A 16,883-nucleotide genomic window follows, 5' to 3' on the forward strand; every position below is an offset into this window, starting at 1 on the left:
AGGGCGTCGTGTCCTGATCGGGATGTGAATGTGGATTTCGTTGTTCTACTCGCGATCCAGGTGCTTTACGCAATCGCCAGCCTTGCGCTGATCAGCGTCGGGCTGGCGGTTATTTTCGGCATGATGCGGGTGATCAATCTCGCACATGGTGAATTCCTGATGCTTGGCGGCTATGCCGCGATTGTCGCCACCAGTCATGGCGTGTCGATCTGGGTGGCAATGCTGGTGGTGGCGCCCCTTGTGGTCGGCATCATCGGCGTCATTGTCGAGCGGACGATCATTCGCTTCCTGTACGGCCGCATGATTGACACCATGCTGGCGACCTGGGGACTGAGCCTGTTCCTGGTGGGGCTGACCACCGCGATCTTCGGCAACACGACGGTCGGCATTTCGGCGCCTCTGGGCAGTTTTGAGATCGGCGCCTATCGCATCAGTGGCTATACGTTTTTTGTCATACTCGTGGCCGTCGTCGTTCTGGGCGGCATCTATCTAGTGATGCGCGGTACCCGGCTCGGTCTGCTCGCGCGCGGTACCATGCAGAACGCCAACATGGCGGCCGCACTCGGCGTCAATCCGCCGCGCGTCTATGCGATTACGTTTGGGGTCGGCGCCGCGCTGTCGGGCCTTGCCGGCGCGGTGCTAGCTCCGGTATCCGGCGTCTTTCCCACCATTGGCGTGGCCTATGTGGCGAAGTCCTTTATCACGGTGATCGGAGGCGGCGCCGCCATTCTCAGTGGAACGGTTTCGGCTTCCGCGCTGTTCGGCACCATCAACCAGATCGCGACATTTGCCACCACCCCGGTGTTCGGGGAGGTGGCTTTGCTGGCGGCGGCAATCGTGCTCATTCGGCTTTTGCCGCAGGGAATTACCGGGCGCTTCTTCCGGAGGGGCCTGTGAACGATCGCGCAGTTACTTTCATCGGGCTGGCGCTGGTTGGCGTTGTCGGCATGGCGTTCCTCATCCTGACGCCGCGCTTCGCTGAGCTTGATGTCGTGCTTGAGCTCACCGTTTACGTGATCATGGCGATACTGGCGCTCAGCCTCGCGCTGGTCTGGGGCTACGGCGGCATTCTCTGTTTCGGCCAGTCGGCGTTCTTCGGCTTGGGCGCCTATACCTATGCGATCTCGATGTTCAATATCGGCGAGAGCACCGGCCCGCTGTTACTGGCAATCGCGTTGCCGGCGGCCTTCGCTGCGCTACTCGGCTATTTCATGTTCTACGGGCGCATCAGCGACGTCTATCTCGGCGTGATCACGTTGACTGTGACCCTGATCCTGTTCAATTCGGTGAATTCCACCGCAGGGCCGGAATTCCACATCGGCGTGGCCCGGCTCGGAGGCTTCAACGGCATTCCCGGAATTCCGCCGCTGAATATTCCGGGCAACAAGGCCGCGGCGGTCGACCTCGAAGGCATGTTTTATCTGGCCACGGCTTCATTGCTCGCAACCTATTTTGGTTTGCGCTTGTTGCTGGCGAGCCGCTTCGGTCGGGTCATCGTCGGAATCAGGGAAAACGAGCGTCGCGCCGAACTGCTTGGCTATGATCCCCGCGCCTACAAGCTTGCAACCTTTACCATTGGCGGCGCGCTCGCCGGCTTCGCTGGATGCCTTTTCGCCAACTGGGGCGCCTTCGTAAGCCCGACCATTTTCGGGTTGGCGCAGTCAGCGCAGATCATCATCTGGGTCATCGTGGGGGGACGCGGAACGCTAATCGGGCCGATCCTCGGCTGCATCGGCATTCAGTGGCTCACCACTGCGTTGGGGGCGAACCAGCCGAGCGGTACAGATTGGTTGAGCAATCTACTGGCCAACGCGCCGCTCATTCTCGGTATGATACTGGTCGCGTTCGTGCTGCTGGTGCCGAAGGGTTTGGTACCGACGCTCGCCGAGCTCGGACATTGGCTGCTGCGCTTGCGCGCGCGACGCGAAGCACCAAGCCTCAAGCCGAAACAGGCCAAGGAGGTGTGATGGCGGCGCCGATCCTGGAAACCCGCGATCTCAGCATGCACTTCGGTGGCGTGCACGCCGTACGCCATGTCGATTTCACGCTGGCCGAAGGCGAGCTGCGCTGCCTTATAGGTCCAAACGGAGCTGGCAAGAGCACGTTCTTCAAGATGCTCACCGGCCAGCTGGAACCGAGCCAAGGCCAGGTGCTATTCCGTGGCCGCGATATTTCCTCCGCACACGCGCACGAGATCGCCCGGCTCGGCATCGGCATCAAGACCCAGGTGCCAAACGTCTTTGACGGCCTGAGTGTGCGCGAAAATATCTGGCTTGCGGCGTGCCGCATCCATTCCGGCGCGCGGGCCAACGGCGTTGTCGACGAAATGCTTGCGCGTATCGGTCTGGTACAGGTGGCTGACCGTCTGGTCGGCCAGCTCGCTCACGGACAACGGCAATGGGTTGAGCTCGGCATAGTCCTGTCGACCGACCCGGAGCTCATTCTGCTCGACGAGCCGGCCGCGGGCATGACCCATGAAGAGGTGCATAAGACCGCCGAACTCGTGCGCGAGATCAATCGCACCAAGGCACTGATCGTCGTGGAACACGACATGCAGTTCATCCGAATGATCGCCAAGCAGGTCACGGTTTTCAACCAGGGCAGGGTGCTGGTGGAGGATGCGATGGAGAATATCCTGCGCAATCCGCTGGTCCGTGACATTTACCTGGGCAAGCAGGCCGCCGCATGATGCTGGATGTGCAGGGACTACGAACCGGCTACGGCCGCATTCCGATTCTCAACGGTATTACTTTCGCCGTTAGGGAACGCGAGTTCATCGGAATTCTCGGCCACAACGGAATGGGCAAGACAACGCTCTTAAAGGCGCTGATGGGATTCCTGCCCGCGACCGGCGGGCGCGTGCATTTTGGCAGCGAGGATGTGACCGCAGTTGAGCCCTACCGACGCGCGCGTCTGGGGCTCGGTTATGTACCGCAAGGCCGCGAGATTTTCCCCGCTCTTACGGTTCACGAGAATCTTCGCATGGGATGCGCCAAGCAGACCGACGCGGAAGATGATGTGATCGAAACCGTGCTGCATGAATTTCCCCGCCTCAAGCCGCTGCTTGATCGTCTTGGCGGCGCGCTTTCGGGTGGGGAGCAGCAGCTGCTCGCGATCGCGCGTTGCCTGTGCGGCAAGCCCAGACTGGTGCTGCTCGATGAGCCGACCGAAGGCATCCAGCCCTCGATCATCGACGAAATCGTGGATGCCCTGCAAAGGCTGCGCGATACCAGCGGCTTGACGATGATCCTGGTCGAGCAGAACCTCGATTTCATCGCAGCGATGTCGCAGCGCATTCTGATCATTCAAAAAGGCACGATCACGCGAGAAGTGCAGCCTGGCGATCTCGGGGATTCCAGTCTTGTCGGAGAGTTCATCGGTATTACCACCTAAGCCCCACCAAGCGGGCGGCAACAACAGGGAGAAGAAGTCATGGCAGTCAGACGACCCACCCTCGACCAATTGCGCAGCGTGGCCGACGATCTTGGAATGCATATGGGCGATGAGGAGCTCAAATCCTACGACGCCCTGATGCAAGGCAACTACGCCGCTTACGAAGCTGTCGACGCGCTGCCGGACTATATCCCGGCTGTGAAATATCCGCGCACGCCCGGTTACCACCCGGAGGCTGCGGAAAACAAGCACAACGCCTGGTATGTCAAGACAACCATAAAGGGTGCGCCAAGCGGCAAGCTGTCCGGCAAGACCATCGCGCTAAAGGACAACATATGCCTGGCCGGCGTTCCCATGATGAACGGCGCCTCCACGTTGGAAGGCTACATTCCCGATATGGATGCGACTATCGTGACCCGCATTCTCGATGCCGGCGGCACTATCGTCGGCAAGACTCACTGTGAATATTTCTGTTTCTCCGGAGGCAGTCACACCGGCGCCAAGGGCCCAGTTCACAACCCCTACAAGATGGGATACTCCGCCGGCGGGTCGTCGTCCGGCAGCGGCGTCGTCGTGGCAACCGGCGAGGTCGATATGGCGATCGGTGGGGATCAGGGCGGCTCGATCCGCATGCCCTCATCCTTCTGCGGACTGTACGGCATGAAGGGAACGCACGGCCTCGTTCCTTATACCGGCATCATGCCGATCGAAATCACACTCGACCATACCGGTCCGATGACCGGCACAGTTCGCGACAATGCGCTATTGCTTGAGGTGATCGCAGGCGCGGACGGGCTCGACCCGCGGCAGTATGCGCCTCAAACCGCCGATTACGTCAAAGCGCTTGAAGGCGGAGTCACGGGTCTTCGTATCGGCGTCGTCAAGGAAGGGTTCGGATTGGCGAACTCGGAAGCCGACGTTGACGCCAAGGTCAAGGCCGGTGCGGCGCTCTTCAAGAAACTCGGTGCGACAGTAGAAGAAATCTCGGTGCCCATGCATTTGTTGGGCCCCGCCATCTGGCTACCGATAGCCGCGGAAGGGGCGACGGAGTTCATGATGAAGGGTAATGGCATGGGGACCAACTGGCGCGGTCTCTACAACACGACGCTGCTTGATTTCCATTCTGCATGGAGATATCGCGCCGACGAGCTGTCCGACAGCCTCAAGATCACGATGCTGTTGGGGCACTATTTCACGAAGCATTATCGCGGGCATTTCTATTCGAAGGCGCAGAATTTGAGCCGCAAGCTCCGTGCGGCTTACGATGAAGCGCTGGCCAAGTACGACTTGCTCCTCATGCCAACCTTGCCGGTAAAGGCAACGCCGCTGCCGCCACCGGACGCGAGCCGCGAACTGTACATCCAGCGCGCGTTTGAAATGGTGACGAACACGGCGCCATTCGATGCCACGGGTCACCCGGCAATGACCGTTCCCTGCGGGATGAGCGAGGGCCTGCCGATCGGGCTGATGCTGATCGGCAAGCATTACGACGAGTCGACCATTTACCGCGCCGCTGCTGCGTTCGAGGCAGGCGGGGACTGGAAAAAGATGTAGCGCCGCAAAGCGGCCCGCCTCGCGGTTGGGCGGGCCGCATCGCTTTCAACGGAGGTGAGGATGGATCTGCGATTGAAGGGCAAGAACGTACTCGTGACCGGGGCCAGCAGGGGTATCGGCCTTGCGATCGCCGAGCTATTCGCGGAGGAGGGAGCCAACGTGGCGATCTGCGCGCGCAACAGCGAGGAGGTCGCCAAGGTCGTACACGCCTTGAAGGCAAAAGGCATCAAGTCGTGGGGCAGCGGGATCGATGTCGCCGATCCCGTTGCGCTGAAGCGCTGGGTGGACGACGCGGCCGCGCAACTCGGCGGTATCGACACGATCGTCTGCAACGTCAGTGCTCTGGCAGTGGGAAATACTCCGGAGACCTGGGATAAGTCGTTTCGTACGGACATGATGCATACCGTCAATTCCATCGCGGCGGCGCTGCCTTACCTTGAGAAATCCAGCTCCGCATCGATTGAGATCGTTTCGAGCGTTTCGGGATTCGAGGTCGATTTCGCCGCCGGCTCCTACGGCGCGATCAAGGCGGCGCTGATCCACTATTCAAAGGGGCTCAGCAACCAGCTTATCGCCAAAGGCATCCGCGTTAACGCGGTATCGCCAGGCAACACTTATTTTGAAGGCGGCATCTGGCAAAACATCGAGCGCGGCATGCCGGATCTCTACAAGACAGCGATGTCGTTGAACCCGACGGGGCGCATGGGTACGCCGCAGGAAGTGGCGGCAGGCGTGGTCTTCCTGGCGAGTCCCGTCTCGAGCCGTATCTCCGGCACAAATTTGATCATTGATGGTGCACTGACCAAAGCCGTCTGAAGCATTGTACTCCGAACTGCCGAAGCGATGAGCCACCTGAAAAATCTGGCGCTCACCGGACTTCGCTACGCATCGAACACGCGCGTGAGAAACCAGTAGCTGCCGAGCACGGCAATGAGCGCGGACAGCGCGTAAACCAGGGTCGCTGCTCTCGCCGGTTTGTTCCGGTCGACCGCCATCAACCTGTCCAAAGCGATCAGCGCCGGAATGACCATCGAGACGATCGCCACCTGGCCTATTTCAACGCCTATATTAAATGCTGCAAGCGCGGGGGCGAGGGCGTTCGGCGGCAGCCCGATCTCCCGGAGAGCGCCGGCGAAGCCGAAGCCGTGAATAAGGCCAAATGCAAACGTGATCCGCCAGCGCTTATCGATATCGCGCGTGATGAAGTTTTCCATCGCGACATACACGATTGAGGCCGCGATTGCGGGCTCAACAACTTTGCTGGGAATAACGATGATGTTGAGTGCGGCAAGTGAGAGCGTCATTGAATGGGCGATTGTAAATGCGGTGACGATCTTGATCACCGGTACAATTCGCCGCGCCCACAACACGACAGCGACCAAAAATGCGATGTGATCATAGCCCAGGAAGATGTGCTCGATGCCGGTGACCAGATATCGGTTAAAAGTCGAGAGCAGGGATGGCGCCGGCGCCGAGAGCGTGACGGCGTTGTTACCGGCATCGAGCAGCGCCTGCGGGGCGTTATCGCCTTCGCCGATCAGCACCACCTGGCGGGCGGACGGATCGGTGTCGGTCAGCACGGTCGAGCGATAGACGATATCGCCCTCGACATCCCGGCACGAGAAACGGTTACGAAAGATCACGCCATCCCCGTCGGGCAACAGCGTCGGGGGACCGGCCACGCAAGCCTTGCCGCTGGCGCCGGTCACGGCGACATGCGTGCTGAGATAGGCGATGATCAGTGGGGCCAACGTCGCAACCAGGGTCGGGTCGACTTGATCGCGTTCCGCATCGAAGATGTTGGTGCGGGCAAGGCGGTCGGCGTCGCTGCCCTTGAGCCCGACTTCGACGCTGACGCTGCGATCGGCAGACAATGTCACGCGCGCGGTCGAAAGATTGACCTGATGCGCGTGCCCGGGGAGGGCGGCACCTGATGCAATTGCTGCCGCGAGCAGCACGGTTCGCAAACTCACGAACCTGCTCCGACGGCTTTGAGGAGTTCGGTCAGGCGCCTGGGCTCGAATTCCGCGACCGTGACGACCGCGCCGTCCGGCGCCAGTCGCGCGAAGCGATCGAGACCGTCCGCAGGAGCGCCGAATTCGAGCCGCGCCAGCGGTGTCGAGCTGTCGCGTCCGTAAAACATCACGATCAGCGTCGGCAATGCGAGGCCATACTGCGCGAGGTGCGCAGCATCGGCATGTCCAACGCGTTTTTCCGTCACAGACGCATCGAGGGCGCGGAAGGCGGCATCGATGATCGGCGCCTGGATGGGATCGGCGACATGAACATCGCCGCTCGACGCGTGAGCGTGCTGACCGAGGTGTCTGAACCATGTTCCTGCCACGTCGCGCTCGAAACGGGTGAGTTTGCCGTTGGCTACGATCTCGACGGCCCACACCTGCGCCATTGAGACCGGCAACAGCAGGTCCGCGCCGCGGCTTGCAAACGCAGAACTGGCTTGGCCTTGTAACCGTCCTGCCATGTCGAGCACCAGCCGCCACTCTTCATTTAGATGGCGCGGCATCAGATAGACCGTCGGCGCGCCGCCGAGCCTGACATAGTGCGATGTGCCTGCCGGATTTGTTGTCCCGAAGTTCACGGTTGCGGCGAGGCCGGAATGGGTTTCGAGCACCGCAACCTCGGATGGCGGATCGAGCCCAAACGCCACAAAGCGTTCCGGCGCCAGTTCGCCTGCGGGAATCTCGCGAGCCGGCTCACTGACCCTCAGGAATTTCAGGCCCGTATCGATATGTGAGGAGAGTTGGGCCGGAGCGGGCCCGTCCATGCCATCGATTGCCCATCCGCCGGGCCGGCGGCGTAAGGTGATGCCCTGTGTGCCGGACCGAAGTCCGATGCGCTCAATCTCGTTCGGCGCGACGGCGAGAAGGCCTTTGGGCGAGGAGGACAGCTTGCTACGCAGCTCCGGCCATTGCCCCGAAAAAACCAGGGCAAGAAGTAGCAGCAGCAGCACGATGATGCCGAGCGGCGTTTTCCATCGCCCGGCCGCGCGCATCGCCGCCGCGCCGATCAACGCCGTCTCCACCACATCGCGACGCCGAGAAGCGCGGTGCTGAGCGGCAGCAATATCTCAAGGGCGATGAAGGTGTCGCGCATCTGGGCGCTCGTCAGCACGATTTCAGGTACATTATAGGTCTTTGGCGCGAGGTTCGGCGACGCGTCGTCTTCGGCCAGCCAGCGCATGATGGCCACCGACAGCTCGCCGTTCGAGACGTAGGAAAAATATTCGTTGGTCGCGAACTTGCTGGTGCCCGACATGACAAGGCGAAAGCGCTTGTCGGTTGAGGCTCCGGGAAATATGCCTTCAAGTGCGACCGCGAGCGCCTGTGCGCCATGCTCGACCTCGGCGGGGACCGGTCCAGCACCGGCGACGGTGATGCCGCCGGCGGCGGAGGGCGGCCGCAGGTAGCTGTCTTTGCTGCTGGTGGCCAGCACAGTGGCCCTCACTATCGAAGGTGGGCGGCTGACGCGTATCGGCCGCGCTTGGGCGAACACCGTGAGCGCGAGACGCGCCGTGACCGGATGCGGAGGATAATAGGGCACCGCGACCTTGTCGGGCTCCGTGCGAAAATGGTTCAACGGATCGATGATGATGGCCGCTTCGCTCGAGAGACCGAGCGGAGTAAACAAATGGCTTTGCAGCTCGTCTCCGATGGGGAACTGCGGATCGATCAGCATCACGAGCCGTCCGCCATTCCTGAGGTAGTCGGCCAGAAGATCCGCTTCGCCCGCCGCCAGCGCCGTTCGTGGGCCAATCTCGGCAACGACGGTGCAATCGGCCGGAATGGCGCTCGCCGTGGCCATAACGAGCGGGCGCATCTCGAAACCAACCTCGTTGAGTGCCAGTTGGAGCCGATCGAGTTGCTCGGGCTCCGCGACCAGCACGTCGCCAGCGCCGGGCGTGTCATGGCCCCTCAGTGTCTCGACGTGACTGAAATGGTAGTGGTCAGACATCGGGCGGAATGTCTCGCCATGACCGGTCACGAAGCAGATGGTCTCGGCGCGCTGTCGAAGGACGCGCAGCGCGGCGTAGCCGAGACGGGCGGCATCGGTGACGTTTGCCACCACCACCTTGCGATCACCAGCTTGCAACAAAGCCGTATTGTAGGAATGCACGCCGATGTCGCGCGCAAGCCCTGGCTCCTTGTCGAGGTCGATGGCGCGGAACGCGAGCAGCGGATGGTTGCGGGCCGCGCTCTCGATCATATCCCGCGTAGCGAGCGCGTTGGGATCGCTGGCGTTGTAGAAATAAGCCAGCGAAAGCGGCGACCGCAGTTGATCGACAAGGTCAGTGAGCTGCTGCGGAGGCGTGTTCAGGCCCTCGCGGGTTGCATCGAAATGCACATCGTGTCGATAAAGCCCGACATTGGCGCCAATCACCACGCCTATCGCGCCGCAGACGATCAGCGCGTTGGCGGCCCAGGCGGTCCACCGTGATCCGCGGCCGCGCAGCGGCAGGCGGACTGCGAGTGCGAACAGCGTCAGGAGCGTAAGCGACCAGGCTACAAACAGGAGGCTGTTTGAGATTTTCTCGCCAAGACCTGCGAAGCCTAGCGCGCCCAACAGGATCGCGGCGGAGATGAGCGCGGCGACGATCAGATCGGATCGGGTAAACCGCGACATCGTTCCTCCTATCGTCGCGCCAGTGCCCGCACGGTCAATAGCAGCGTCAACAGCGTGGCGCTGAGAAAGAAGCCGACGTCGGAAAGGTAGATCGAGCCCACTGCAAAGGGGCGGAAATGCACCGCAAGCGACAGGTTCACCACCAGCGTGTCCGCCGGACTCGGCAGCAGCCAGCCGAAATTGTCGATGATCCACAGCAGCAGGAACACGGTAAGCGACATCAGCGCCGCGATCACCTGGTTGGCCGTGAGTGCGGAGGCCAACAGTCCCGTCCCGACCAGCGCCGAACCGAACAACAATAGCCCGAGATAGCCGCTATAGATGGGTCCGAAATCGGGATCGCCGAACCAGGCCAGGGCCGCCGCGTAGCAACCTGACAGCAGCAGCATCGTCACGATCAGGCTCATGCTGGCGACATATTTCGCAAGCACGATCGCGACCTCGGACACCGGCGAGGTCAGCAACACTTCCATCGTCCGCAGCTTTCGCTCCTCCGCCAGGAGCCGCATGGTGATCAGCGGCGCGGTCAGCATGAACAGCACGAACATCTGAAAGAACACGTGCACCATGCTGGGCTGATGGCTGATAAACAATGTGAGCGTGAAGCTGTAGCCCATGATGAACAGGAAAACGGTCATCACAGCGTAGGCGATCGGCGAGGAAAACAGCGCCATCTGCTCCTTGCGCAAGAGGATCGCAAAGCTTCTCATGCGGCCACCTTCGAGGAGCGGCGCGTCAGGTCGAGAAATATCCGCTCGAGATCGGGACGGCCTTCGGAGAGTTGCGACACGGCAATGCCGGCTCCGACCAGCGCCGCTACGATATCGGCGGCAAGAGATGCGCGCGGCTGGCCCCTGATCAGGTAGTGCATCGTTTCCGGGTGGGCCTCCGCTTCGAGCGCGACGTCGCGCACGCCGGCGATGCCGGTGAGGATGCCTCGCACAGTCGCTTCCGGAGCGGCCGCCGTAAGCCGCAACATTGTCCCTTCCGCCTGCTCCTTGAGTGCATCGGCGGTCAGAAGCGCGCCATCGAGCAGTATCATGACCCGCGAGGCGATCTTCTCGATCTCGGGGAGGATGTGTGAGGCGATCAGCACGGTGTGGCTTTCCCCGAGCGACTGAATCAGATCGCGAACGGCAATGACCTGGTGCGGATCGAGTCCGCTGGTCGGCTCGTCCAGCACCAGCATTTGCGGATTTCCCAACAGAGCTTGCGCGATCGAGACGCGCTGGCGGAAGCCGCGCGAGAGCTTGCCCGTCAGAAGCGACATGACGCCGGTGAGATCGAGCCGCTCGGCCGCTGCGTTCACCGCAGCTTTCGCCGCTGCGCCCCGCAGTCCTTTGAGATTGGCCATGAAGTGAAGAAACTCGCCGACCCGCATGTGATCGTACAGCGGCGCGTCTTCCGGCACATAGCTGATCACGCGGCGAACCGCGAGCGAGTCGGCGACAACGTCATGGCCGGCAACCTCGATATGCCCGGAAGTCGGCACGAGGTAACCAGTCAGCATGCGGAAGATCGTACTCTTTCCCGAGCCGTTCGGCCCAAGCAGGCCCACGATCTCGCCCTGTTCGATTGCAAAGGTGACGTCGGTTACGGCGCGGCGGGGGCCGTACCATTTCGTCACATGTTGCGCCAGCACAACCGGGGACATCAGCTCGCAAGACCTGGATGCCGCAGGGAATCGCGCGGCGAGCCGCCCGAACACGATCCCGGGCGCGAGGCCCGGGATCGCGAACTACGCACCGCGTGTGTTTCGATCACTCGTAATATTCGGGCGAGTGCTTGTGGGCTTTGTAAACGTCCGGATCATGCGCGTAGATGATGTCGCCACCCTCGGCGTCGTGCACCCGCTTCACCCAAGCATAGGCGTCGAGCATGCCGACCGGATCGTAAACGCTGCCGATGCTCGGCAGGATGTTCTTGTCGAGATTTTCCTGCAGATAGACGGCATCGCTGGTGAGCACGACCGTTCCGGTTTTCGGCAGGCGCACGACCAAGATCTGGCTGCCCGGCGTGTGCGACACAGATCGATGGATATAGACACTGTTGTCACCGAACAGGTCGAGATCGCCGTCAAGCTCGATTGTCTTGTATTTGCTGGGCATCGGGCCGCCCACGCTATTCCGCAGCATGGCGAAATCGTCGGTGATGAAGAAGGTAGCGTAGCCCGGCGCCGGCCAGAACGCATTCCTGATCTCATCGCGCTGGTACACAAACGTCGAATCCAGGAACTTGCCGATGTTGCCGGCATGGTCGACGTGGAAATGACCGAGCACCACATATTTGATATCGGAAGGCTTGACGTTGATCTTGCTGAGTTGGGTATCGATGGCGATGTCGGGCGAACGACCAGGATCAAGCGCCTTTACGAACGGTCCCCAGTAGTCGGCATTTGTGATGATCTTGTCGTTGTTGCCGCAGTCGAACAGTACGTCACCCTTGGGGTGACGGATCAGGAAAAAGCCGACGGGAATCTGCACTTTGCCGCTGGCGCCGTTCTGGATGATCGACTTGTCGAGGCTCAGCGCCCCGGAGCTGAATACGTAAAGCTTCATCTCTTTCGGGGCATCAGCGGCCATCGCCCCGGCGGCTGACAAAAGAAGTCCTAAGGTCAACGAGCCAAGGACTTTCGCATAGCGCAGCAGCATGTCGTCCTCCCTGTTTTGTCGTAAATTTCTTTTGGACGCCAGCTTCATACCACAAAATTGTGGCACTTGTGCAGACCCTTGTTCGCCCGGCGGATAAAATAGCGTTTGCCACTTGCTGCGTGGCAACAAAGGCGGGGGCTTCCAGCGACGTTTGCCTATCGCCCGTTGGTAGCCATGTTGAGAAAGTTGCCGACCTCGCGGTTGAGGAACTCCACATCGGCTGTGTTAAAGCCGCCGGCGGAGGCATGTCCGGTCACCGTCCCCGGGCTAATCGTCATCATCTTCACGCCCGGTATGCTCTTCCCCATTTGCGTCGGCTCGAATTCCGGATTGAGCAGATCCTTCGTGCCGGTGAGGATCAGGGTTTTGGCCTTGATCGAGGCCAATGCCTTCGCGGTGTCACCGCCGAAGCCGGCTGTGGTGCCAACGTCGTGACGCTCATACGCCCAGGTCTGATATATCCAGTCGTTGGCGTCGAACGCCTTCATCGCCGCGGTCTCCTGCTGCTGCATCCAAGGCAGCACGTCCATGCCGTTCTTGAACTGAGCCTGATACATATCGGGCGTGCGGGCTGCGAGCAGGTTGAGAATGTCGCGCCATAGCCGCACGCCATTCTCGGGCGGAGCATCGTAATTGCCGTCCTTCCACGCCGGATCGTTCATGATGGCCTTGCGGGAGGCTTCCAGCACCACGACGGTCCAGGCGGGCGTCTTCGCGAGCGGTACCATTGCAACAAGGGAATCCATGTAATCCGGATGGCTGACGCCCCACTGCAGCGTCTGCATGCCGCCCATCGAAGGGCCGATCACGGTCACCACGTGCTCGATGCCGAATTTTTCCTTTAGTAGCCGGTATTCCGACTCCACCATGTCGCGGATGGTGAACTTTGGAAACTGCATGCGCGGTTGCGCCTTGGAATTGCTGGGCGACGAGGTAAGGCCGTTGCCGATCGCATCGGTGCAGATGATGAAGTATTTCTCGGGATCCAGCGCCTTGCCGGGGCCGATCATGAAATCGATCCGATGATGATTTCCCGAGATCGCCGTCACCATGAGAATGGCGTTCGATTTGCTCTGATTTAATGTGCCGTGGGTGACGTAGGAAATCGAGAAATCTTTGATCACCTCGCCGCTTTCAAGCTTCAGGTCGCCTTCTTGGAAGAGCTGGTGCGGAGCTTGCTGCGGCGTATGTGCGCTGGCCGGCGCGGACGCAAGTAGCACAAAGGCAATCAGACGGACGATGCGCTTCATCGTTTCCTCTTCTGTTCGTTTTGAAGGTTCGTTGGTCGCAATCTATTTTCCGAGGTGGTTATCGAAAAAGAGCGCAATCTCTTCGAAGGCGGCCTTTGCCTCGGGTGAGGTGTCATCGCGATAGTATTGCGCGTGCGATTGGGCTTCGAACACCTGAAGTTGGGCTTCGACGCGTGCTTCGCGCAGCTTGCGATGCACCCGCACCGTATTGCTGAGTAGCAGGTCCCGCGTCCCGCTCGTCAGGATGGTGGGTGGAAAATCCTTCATGTCTCCATAGACGGGCGACAGCAACGGATCCTTGAGGTCATGACCGTTGGCATAGACGACGGTTCCGGCGTCGCAGAAACCATCGGGTGAGACCAACACGTTGTCGAGCATGGCGTTCGTTACGAAGGTGTCGCCGACTTTCGTGACGTCTGACATCGGCGTACCCGGCGCGATAGCGCCCGGCATTGCCAATCCGTCCGCTTTGGCCTTCAACATCATTTCCAGGGTCAGCGCGCCGCCCGCGGAACTCCCGAAGACCGCGACATTCTTTGGGTTGCTGGTTTTGAGAATAGACTTGTAGACCGTCATGCCGTCGTCGAGTGCGGCCGGGAAGTAGGCCTCCGGCGGCATTCGATAATCGACCGAAATCACTTTGAAGGCGCCGAAAGCCGCCATGAACATGGCTTCAGGCAGCGCCGCTTCGCCGGGGTTTAGGACGTAACATCCTCCGTGCATGTGAAGGAGGACGCGGTTTCGGTTTTGAGGTGGAATTGTCTCGGGAGTGACGATGAAGGCCCTGACTCCGTCGATGGTAGTTTTCTCCACCTTGACATGCAGCCGCTCCTGCATCGCCGGAATATTCTTCATGGTGGCGGCGGCGCTGGCCTGAACGATCGGCGTCCACTCGTCGCCCGTCTTCGGCAATACGTCCCAGCCTTTTCGCAGCGGCATGCCGACGATTTTCGCCAACTGCGGGCTGACCGTGGGGGGTACAGGTACTGACTTGGCCGGCACCTGCAGCGTGCCTTCCTGCGCCGATTGGGCGCGGGCCAGCGATGGCATCGTAGCCATGATGCAGGCCGCAACGATCAGGAAAGGGCGCCTCGCGCGATCGGAAGCGTGCGTGCTGGCTACACTGAGCATGGTTTCCCCCGGTAAGTTTGATGCTTTGAGACCAACCTACCCATGTGAGCCGTCCCTTCAATCTGAAATTTTTTGCCAGGTTGTAGGGAATAAACGGGCTGGAGCTTTGGAGAATGCTATTTCTCCGCCGATCCCGACCCGGTCAAGCGCGGGACGCCCGATATCCAGGTCCGCATTCGCGCGGCCGAACTGGTTTTGGGCCGTTCGCGCTTTAGCTGTGTTGCGCAAGGCGTGTAGCATTCCACCTTCCATGCTAGCTTTACCTGAGCATGCGAGGACTGGTCCGAATGGCACTGCATACGCGATTGACTGAAGCACTTGGCATCGAGCATCCGATTATCTCGGCACCCATGGCATTTGCCGCCGGTGGCAAACTGGCGGCCGCGGTGACCGCAGCCGGTGGCCTCGGCCTGATCGGTGGCGGATATGGCGATGCCGAATGGCTGGAACGTCAGTTTGCTGAAGCGGCAAATGCGCGAGTCGGCTGTGGCTTTATTACTTGGTCGCTTGCAAAGCGTCCCGAGCTGCTTGATCTGGTGTTAGCGCGGTTGCCGGCTGTGGTGATGCTATCATTCGGATCGCCCCTGCCTTTCGGCAAACAGATCAAAGCCGCAGGTACGAAGTTGATCTGCCAGATCCAAAATATCGAGCACGTCCGCGCGGCTGTTGACGTTGGGGCCGACGTGATCGTGGCCCAGGGAGCAGAAGCCGGTGGGCATGGTCTGCTACGCTCAACATTCACCTTGGTGCCTGAGGTCGCGGACTATTTGGCAAAGGTTGCGCCTGCGACGGTGCTGGTTGCCGCCGGTGGCATTGCGGACGGACGGGGGTTGGCCGCAGCGCTAATGCTCGGAGCCGAGGGCGCGCTGATCGGTTCTCGATTTTGGGCGAGTTCGGAGGCGCTTGTACATGGTGCCATGCAAAGCGCGGCAATTGCTGCTGATGGTGATGCAACCATTCGAACGACGGTAGTTGACATCGTTCGTAAGATCGACTGGCCCAAACCGTTCACGGCACGGGTGGTGAACTCCGGTTTTGTAAATGATTGGCACGGGCGCGAAGCCGAACTCAATGATCCGCAACTGCTCGAGCGTGAAATGAATCGCTATGTGTCTGCCATGCAAAATGGCGATCCAGCCAATACCGGCGTTTGGGTTGGTGAAGCCACCGGCCTCATCCACGATGTTCGTCCTGCCGCTGACCTCCTGGCGAGCATCGTAGACCAAGCCGAGCGGCTGCTCAGTGCAAGGGCGCGCAGCTTCGTCATGAGATGAACTGCGCTTCCAGCGCGGGAAGCGATGGGCTTCGTACAATCTGGACGCAGTAAGCATTCATGAGCAAGATATTGGTGATCGGCAGCGCGAACGCGGATCTCATGATTGCGACGCCCACGCTCCCGAAGCCAGGGGAGACGGTACGCGGGCATGATTTCCTGGTCGCACCAGGCGGAAAAGGAGCAAATCAAGCGATAGCCGCGGCACGCCTTGGCGGTGATGTGAGTTTCATCGGCAGCATCGGCGATGACGATTTTGGCAGAAACATAAGGACATCATTGTCCGAAAGCGGCGTCGATACCGCCAATCTCTGCGTCAGATCAAGATTTTCCACGGGAGTAGCCTTGATCCTCAGCGAAACGTCCGGTGAAAACATGATCGCCATCGCTGCCGGAGCCAACGATTTGCTGTTGCCGGCTGACATTGACGCAGCAGCCTGCGCAATTGCGAAGGCTTCGATGATCGTCTGCCAGTTCGAGTCTCCTGTCGCGACGATTGAGCGCGTGGTTGAGGTCGCGAAGCTGTCCGGCGTTCCGGTTCTGCTTAACCCGGCGCCAGCGCGGCGGATGCAGGACGAGATGCTTGATGGCATCCGTTTTCTGGTACCCAATCGCCAGGAACTTGCGCATCTGACCGGATTGCCAACGCGCACTCTGGCTGACGTCGAAGCGGCCGCGAAAACGTTGCTCTTTCGCGGAGCTCAGACCGTGATCGTGACATTGGGGCCGGAAGGCGCGCTGCGAGCCTCGGCAGACGGAGCGTGCGTCTTCCCAGCTCCCATCGTTGAAGCTGTCGATACGACGGGTGCCGGCGACACGTTCGTCGGCGGCTTTGCCGCGGAGTGGTGCAGAACATCTGACGTCGACGCGGCGATCAGCTTTGCGCAACGTGCGGCGGCCTACAGCGTCACCGGCCGGGGCGCGCAGGCTTCCATGCCCTGGCTGTCCGATTTGGATTGAGCTTCACGCCTCACCGCGGGGGCGACAGAT

The 16,883-nt window shown here is 60.7% G+C and carries 16 protein-coding genes; 8 read left to right on the forward strand and 8 right to left on the reverse strand.

Translation table 11 applies throughout. The features are described from left to right. Positions 1-30: 30 nt before the first annotated feature. The 6 genes from VJV58_RS21770 to VJV58_RS21795 are packed head-to-tail and all read left to right on the forward strand — an operon-like array spanning position 31 to position 5,763. The gene (locus tag VJV58_RS21770) at positions 31-897 is read left to right on the forward strand and encodes a branched-chain amino acid ABC transporter permease (RefSeq protein ID WP_324139436.1); all 867 of its coding nucleotides are present in this window, start codon (positions 31-33) and stop codon (positions 895-897) included. Next, complete coding sequence (locus VJV58_RS21775; RefSeq protein ID WP_324139437.1) at positions 894-1,967, forward strand: ABC transporter permease subunit; 1,074 nt, start codon at positions 894-896, stop codon at positions 1,965-1,967. The genes VJV58_RS21770 and VJV58_RS21775 overlap by 4 nt, the downstream gene beginning before the upstream one ends. Next, entirely contained in the window at positions 1,967-2,689 is a 723-nt protein-coding gene (locus VJV58_RS21780; protein WP_324139438.1) for an ATP-binding cassette domain-containing protein, read from the forward strand. The genes VJV58_RS21775 and VJV58_RS21780 overlap by 1 nt, the downstream gene beginning before the upstream one ends. Further along, the gene (locus tag VJV58_RS21785) at positions 2,686-3,393 is read left to right on the forward strand and encodes an ABC transporter ATP-binding protein (protein WP_324139439.1); all 708 of its coding nucleotides are present in this window, start codon (positions 2,686-2,688) and stop codon (positions 3,391-3,393) included. The genes VJV58_RS21780 and VJV58_RS21785 overlap by 4 nt, the downstream gene beginning before the upstream one ends. 39 nt (positions 3,394-3,432) lie before the next feature. After that, positions 3,433-4,947 carry an amidase gene (locus tag VJV58_RS21790; protein WP_324139440.1) on the forward strand — a complete coding sequence of 505 codons (1,515 nt, stop codon included), beginning with the start codon at positions 3,433-3,435 and terminating at the stop codon, positions 4,945-4,947. A 60-nt stretch (positions 4,948-5,007) separates the two neighbouring features. Beyond that, entirely contained in the window at positions 5,008-5,763 is a 756-nt protein-coding gene (locus VJV58_RS21795; RefSeq protein WP_324139441.1) for an SDR family NAD(P)-dependent oxidoreductase, read from the forward strand. Between the two features lie 65 nt (positions 5,764-5,828). On the opposite strand, the gene VJV58_RS21800 is transcribed toward VJV58_RS21795, so the two are convergent. The 8 genes from VJV58_RS21800 to VJV58_RS21835 all read right to left on the reverse strand — a co-directional run bounded on the left by VJV58_RS21800 (position 5,829) and on the right by VJV58_RS21835 (position 14,620). Next, positions 5,829-6,920 carry a HupE/UreJ family protein gene (locus VJV58_RS21800; RefSeq protein ID WP_324139442.1) on the reverse strand — a complete coding sequence of 364 codons (1,092 nt, stop codon included), beginning with the start codon at positions 6,918-6,920 and terminating at the stop codon, positions 5,829-5,831. After that, on the reverse strand, positions 6,917-7,978 hold the full coding sequence (locus VJV58_RS21805) for a DUF4340 domain-containing protein (protein ID WP_324139443.1): 1,062 nt from the start codon (positions 7,976-7,978) through the stop codon (positions 6,917-6,919). The genes VJV58_RS21800 and VJV58_RS21805 overlap by 4 nt, the downstream gene beginning before the upstream one ends. Next, positions 7,975-9,588 carry a Gldg family protein gene (locus VJV58_RS21810; protein ID WP_324139444.1) on the reverse strand — a complete coding sequence of 538 codons (1,614 nt, stop codon included), beginning with the start codon at positions 9,586-9,588 and terminating at the stop codon, positions 7,975-7,977. Before VJV58_RS21810 ends, VJV58_RS21805 begins: the two co-directional genes overlap by 4 nt. An 8-nt stretch (positions 9,589-9,596) precedes the next feature. After that, on the reverse strand, positions 9,597-10,298 hold the full coding sequence (locus VJV58_RS21815; protein ID WP_324139445.1) for an ABC transporter permease: 702 nt from the start codon (positions 10,296-10,298) through the stop codon (positions 9,597-9,599). Beyond that, positions 10,295-11,242 (reverse strand): ABC transporter ATP-binding protein, encoded by a 948-nt coding sequence (locus tag VJV58_RS21820; RefSeq protein ID WP_324139446.1) that lies wholly within the window; start codon positions 11,240-11,242, stop codon positions 10,295-10,297. The genes VJV58_RS21815 and VJV58_RS21820 overlap by 4 nt, the downstream gene beginning before the upstream one ends. Before the next feature lie 106 nt (positions 11,243-11,348). Next, positions 11,349-12,239, reverse strand: a complete 891-nt coding sequence (locus tag VJV58_RS21825) for an N-acyl homoserine lactonase family protein (RefSeq protein ID WP_324139447.1) — start codon at positions 12,237-12,239, stop codon at positions 11,349-11,351. 155 nt (positions 12,240-12,394) lie between these two features. Further along, on the reverse strand, positions 12,395-13,489 hold the full coding sequence (locus VJV58_RS21830; protein ID WP_324139448.1) for an alpha/beta fold hydrolase: 1,095 nt from the start codon (positions 13,487-13,489) through the stop codon (positions 12,395-12,397). 42 nt (positions 13,490-13,531) lie between these two features. Continuing rightward, positions 13,532-14,620: an alpha/beta hydrolase gene (locus VJV58_RS21835; RefSeq protein WP_324139449.1), complete on the reverse strand. Its 1,089-nt coding sequence runs from the start codon at positions 14,618-14,620 to the stop codon at positions 13,532-13,534. Positions 14,621-14,907: 287 nt separating this feature from the next. On the opposite strand from VJV58_RS21835, the gene VJV58_RS21840 reads away from it, so the two are divergent. Together VJV58_RS21840 and rbsK are read left to right on the forward strand one after the other, a co-directional pair. Then, complete coding sequence (locus VJV58_RS21840; RefSeq protein WP_324139450.1) at positions 14,908-15,894, forward strand: nitronate monooxygenase; 987 nt, start codon at positions 14,908-14,910, stop codon at positions 15,892-15,894. A 59-nt stretch (positions 15,895-15,953) separates the two neighbouring features. Then, positions 15,954-16,853 (forward strand): ribokinase, encoded by a 900-nt coding sequence (rbsK, locus tag VJV58_RS21845; RefSeq protein ID WP_324139451.1) that lies wholly within the window; start codon positions 15,954-15,956, stop codon positions 16,851-16,853. Positions 16,854-16,883: the final 30 nt, after the last annotated feature.

This window comes from Bradyrhizobium sp. (assembly GCF_035273305.1).
Classification (GTDB): domain Bacteria; phylum Pseudomonadota; class Alphaproteobacteria; order Rhizobiales; family Xanthobacteraceae; genus Bradyrhizobium.

What these genes read in the sequence shown, in the direction of transcription:
- VJV58_RS21780 (WP_324139438.1), top strand. Translation starts at nt 1,967, where the DNA reads ATGGCGGCGCCGATCCTGGAAACCCGCGATCTCAGCATGCACTTCGGT.
- VJV58_RS21785 (WP_324139439.1), top strand. Translation starts at nt 2,686, where the DNA reads ATGATGCTGGATGTGCAGGGACTACGAACCGGCTACGGCCGCATTCCG.
- VJV58_RS21790 (WP_324139440.1), top strand. Translation starts at nt 3,433, where the DNA reads ATGGCAGTCAGACGACCCACCCTCGACCAATTGCGCAGCGTGGCCGAC.
- VJV58_RS21795 (WP_324139441.1), top strand. Translation starts at nt 5,008, where the DNA reads ATGGATCTGCGATTGAAGGGCAAGAACGTACTCGTGACCGGGGCCAGC.
- VJV58_RS21810 (WP_324139444.1), bottom strand. Translation starts at nt 9,588, where the DNA reads ATGTCGCGGTTTACCCGATCCGATCTGATCGTCGCCGCGCTCATCTCC.
- VJV58_RS21815 (WP_324139445.1), bottom strand. Translation starts at nt 10,298, where the DNA reads ATGAGAAGCTTTGCGATCCTCTTGCGCAAGGAGCAGATGGCGCTGTTT.
- VJV58_RS21820 (WP_324139446.1), bottom strand. Translation starts at nt 11,242, where the DNA reads ATGTCCCCGGTTGTGCTGGCGCAACATGTGACGAAATGGTACGGCCCC.
- VJV58_RS21825 (WP_324139447.1), bottom strand. Translation starts at nt 12,239, where the DNA reads ATGCTGCTGCGCTATGCGAAAGTCCTTGGCTCGTTGACCTTAGGACTT.
- VJV58_RS21830 (WP_324139448.1), bottom strand. Translation starts at nt 13,489, where the DNA reads ATGAAGCGCATCGTCCGTCTGATTGCCTTTGTGCTACTTGCGTCCGCG.
- VJV58_RS21835 (WP_324139449.1), bottom strand. Translation starts at nt 14,620, where the DNA reads ATGCTCAGTGTAGCCAGCACGCACGCTTCCGATCGCGCGAGGCGCCCT.
- VJV58_RS21840 (WP_324139450.1), top strand. Translation starts at nt 14,908, where the DNA reads ATGGCACTGCATACGCGATTGACTGAAGCACTTGGCATCGAGCATCCG.
- rbsK (WP_324139451.1), top strand. Translation starts at nt 15,954, where the DNA reads ATGAGCAAGATATTGGTGATCGGCAGCGCGAACGCGGATCTCATGATT.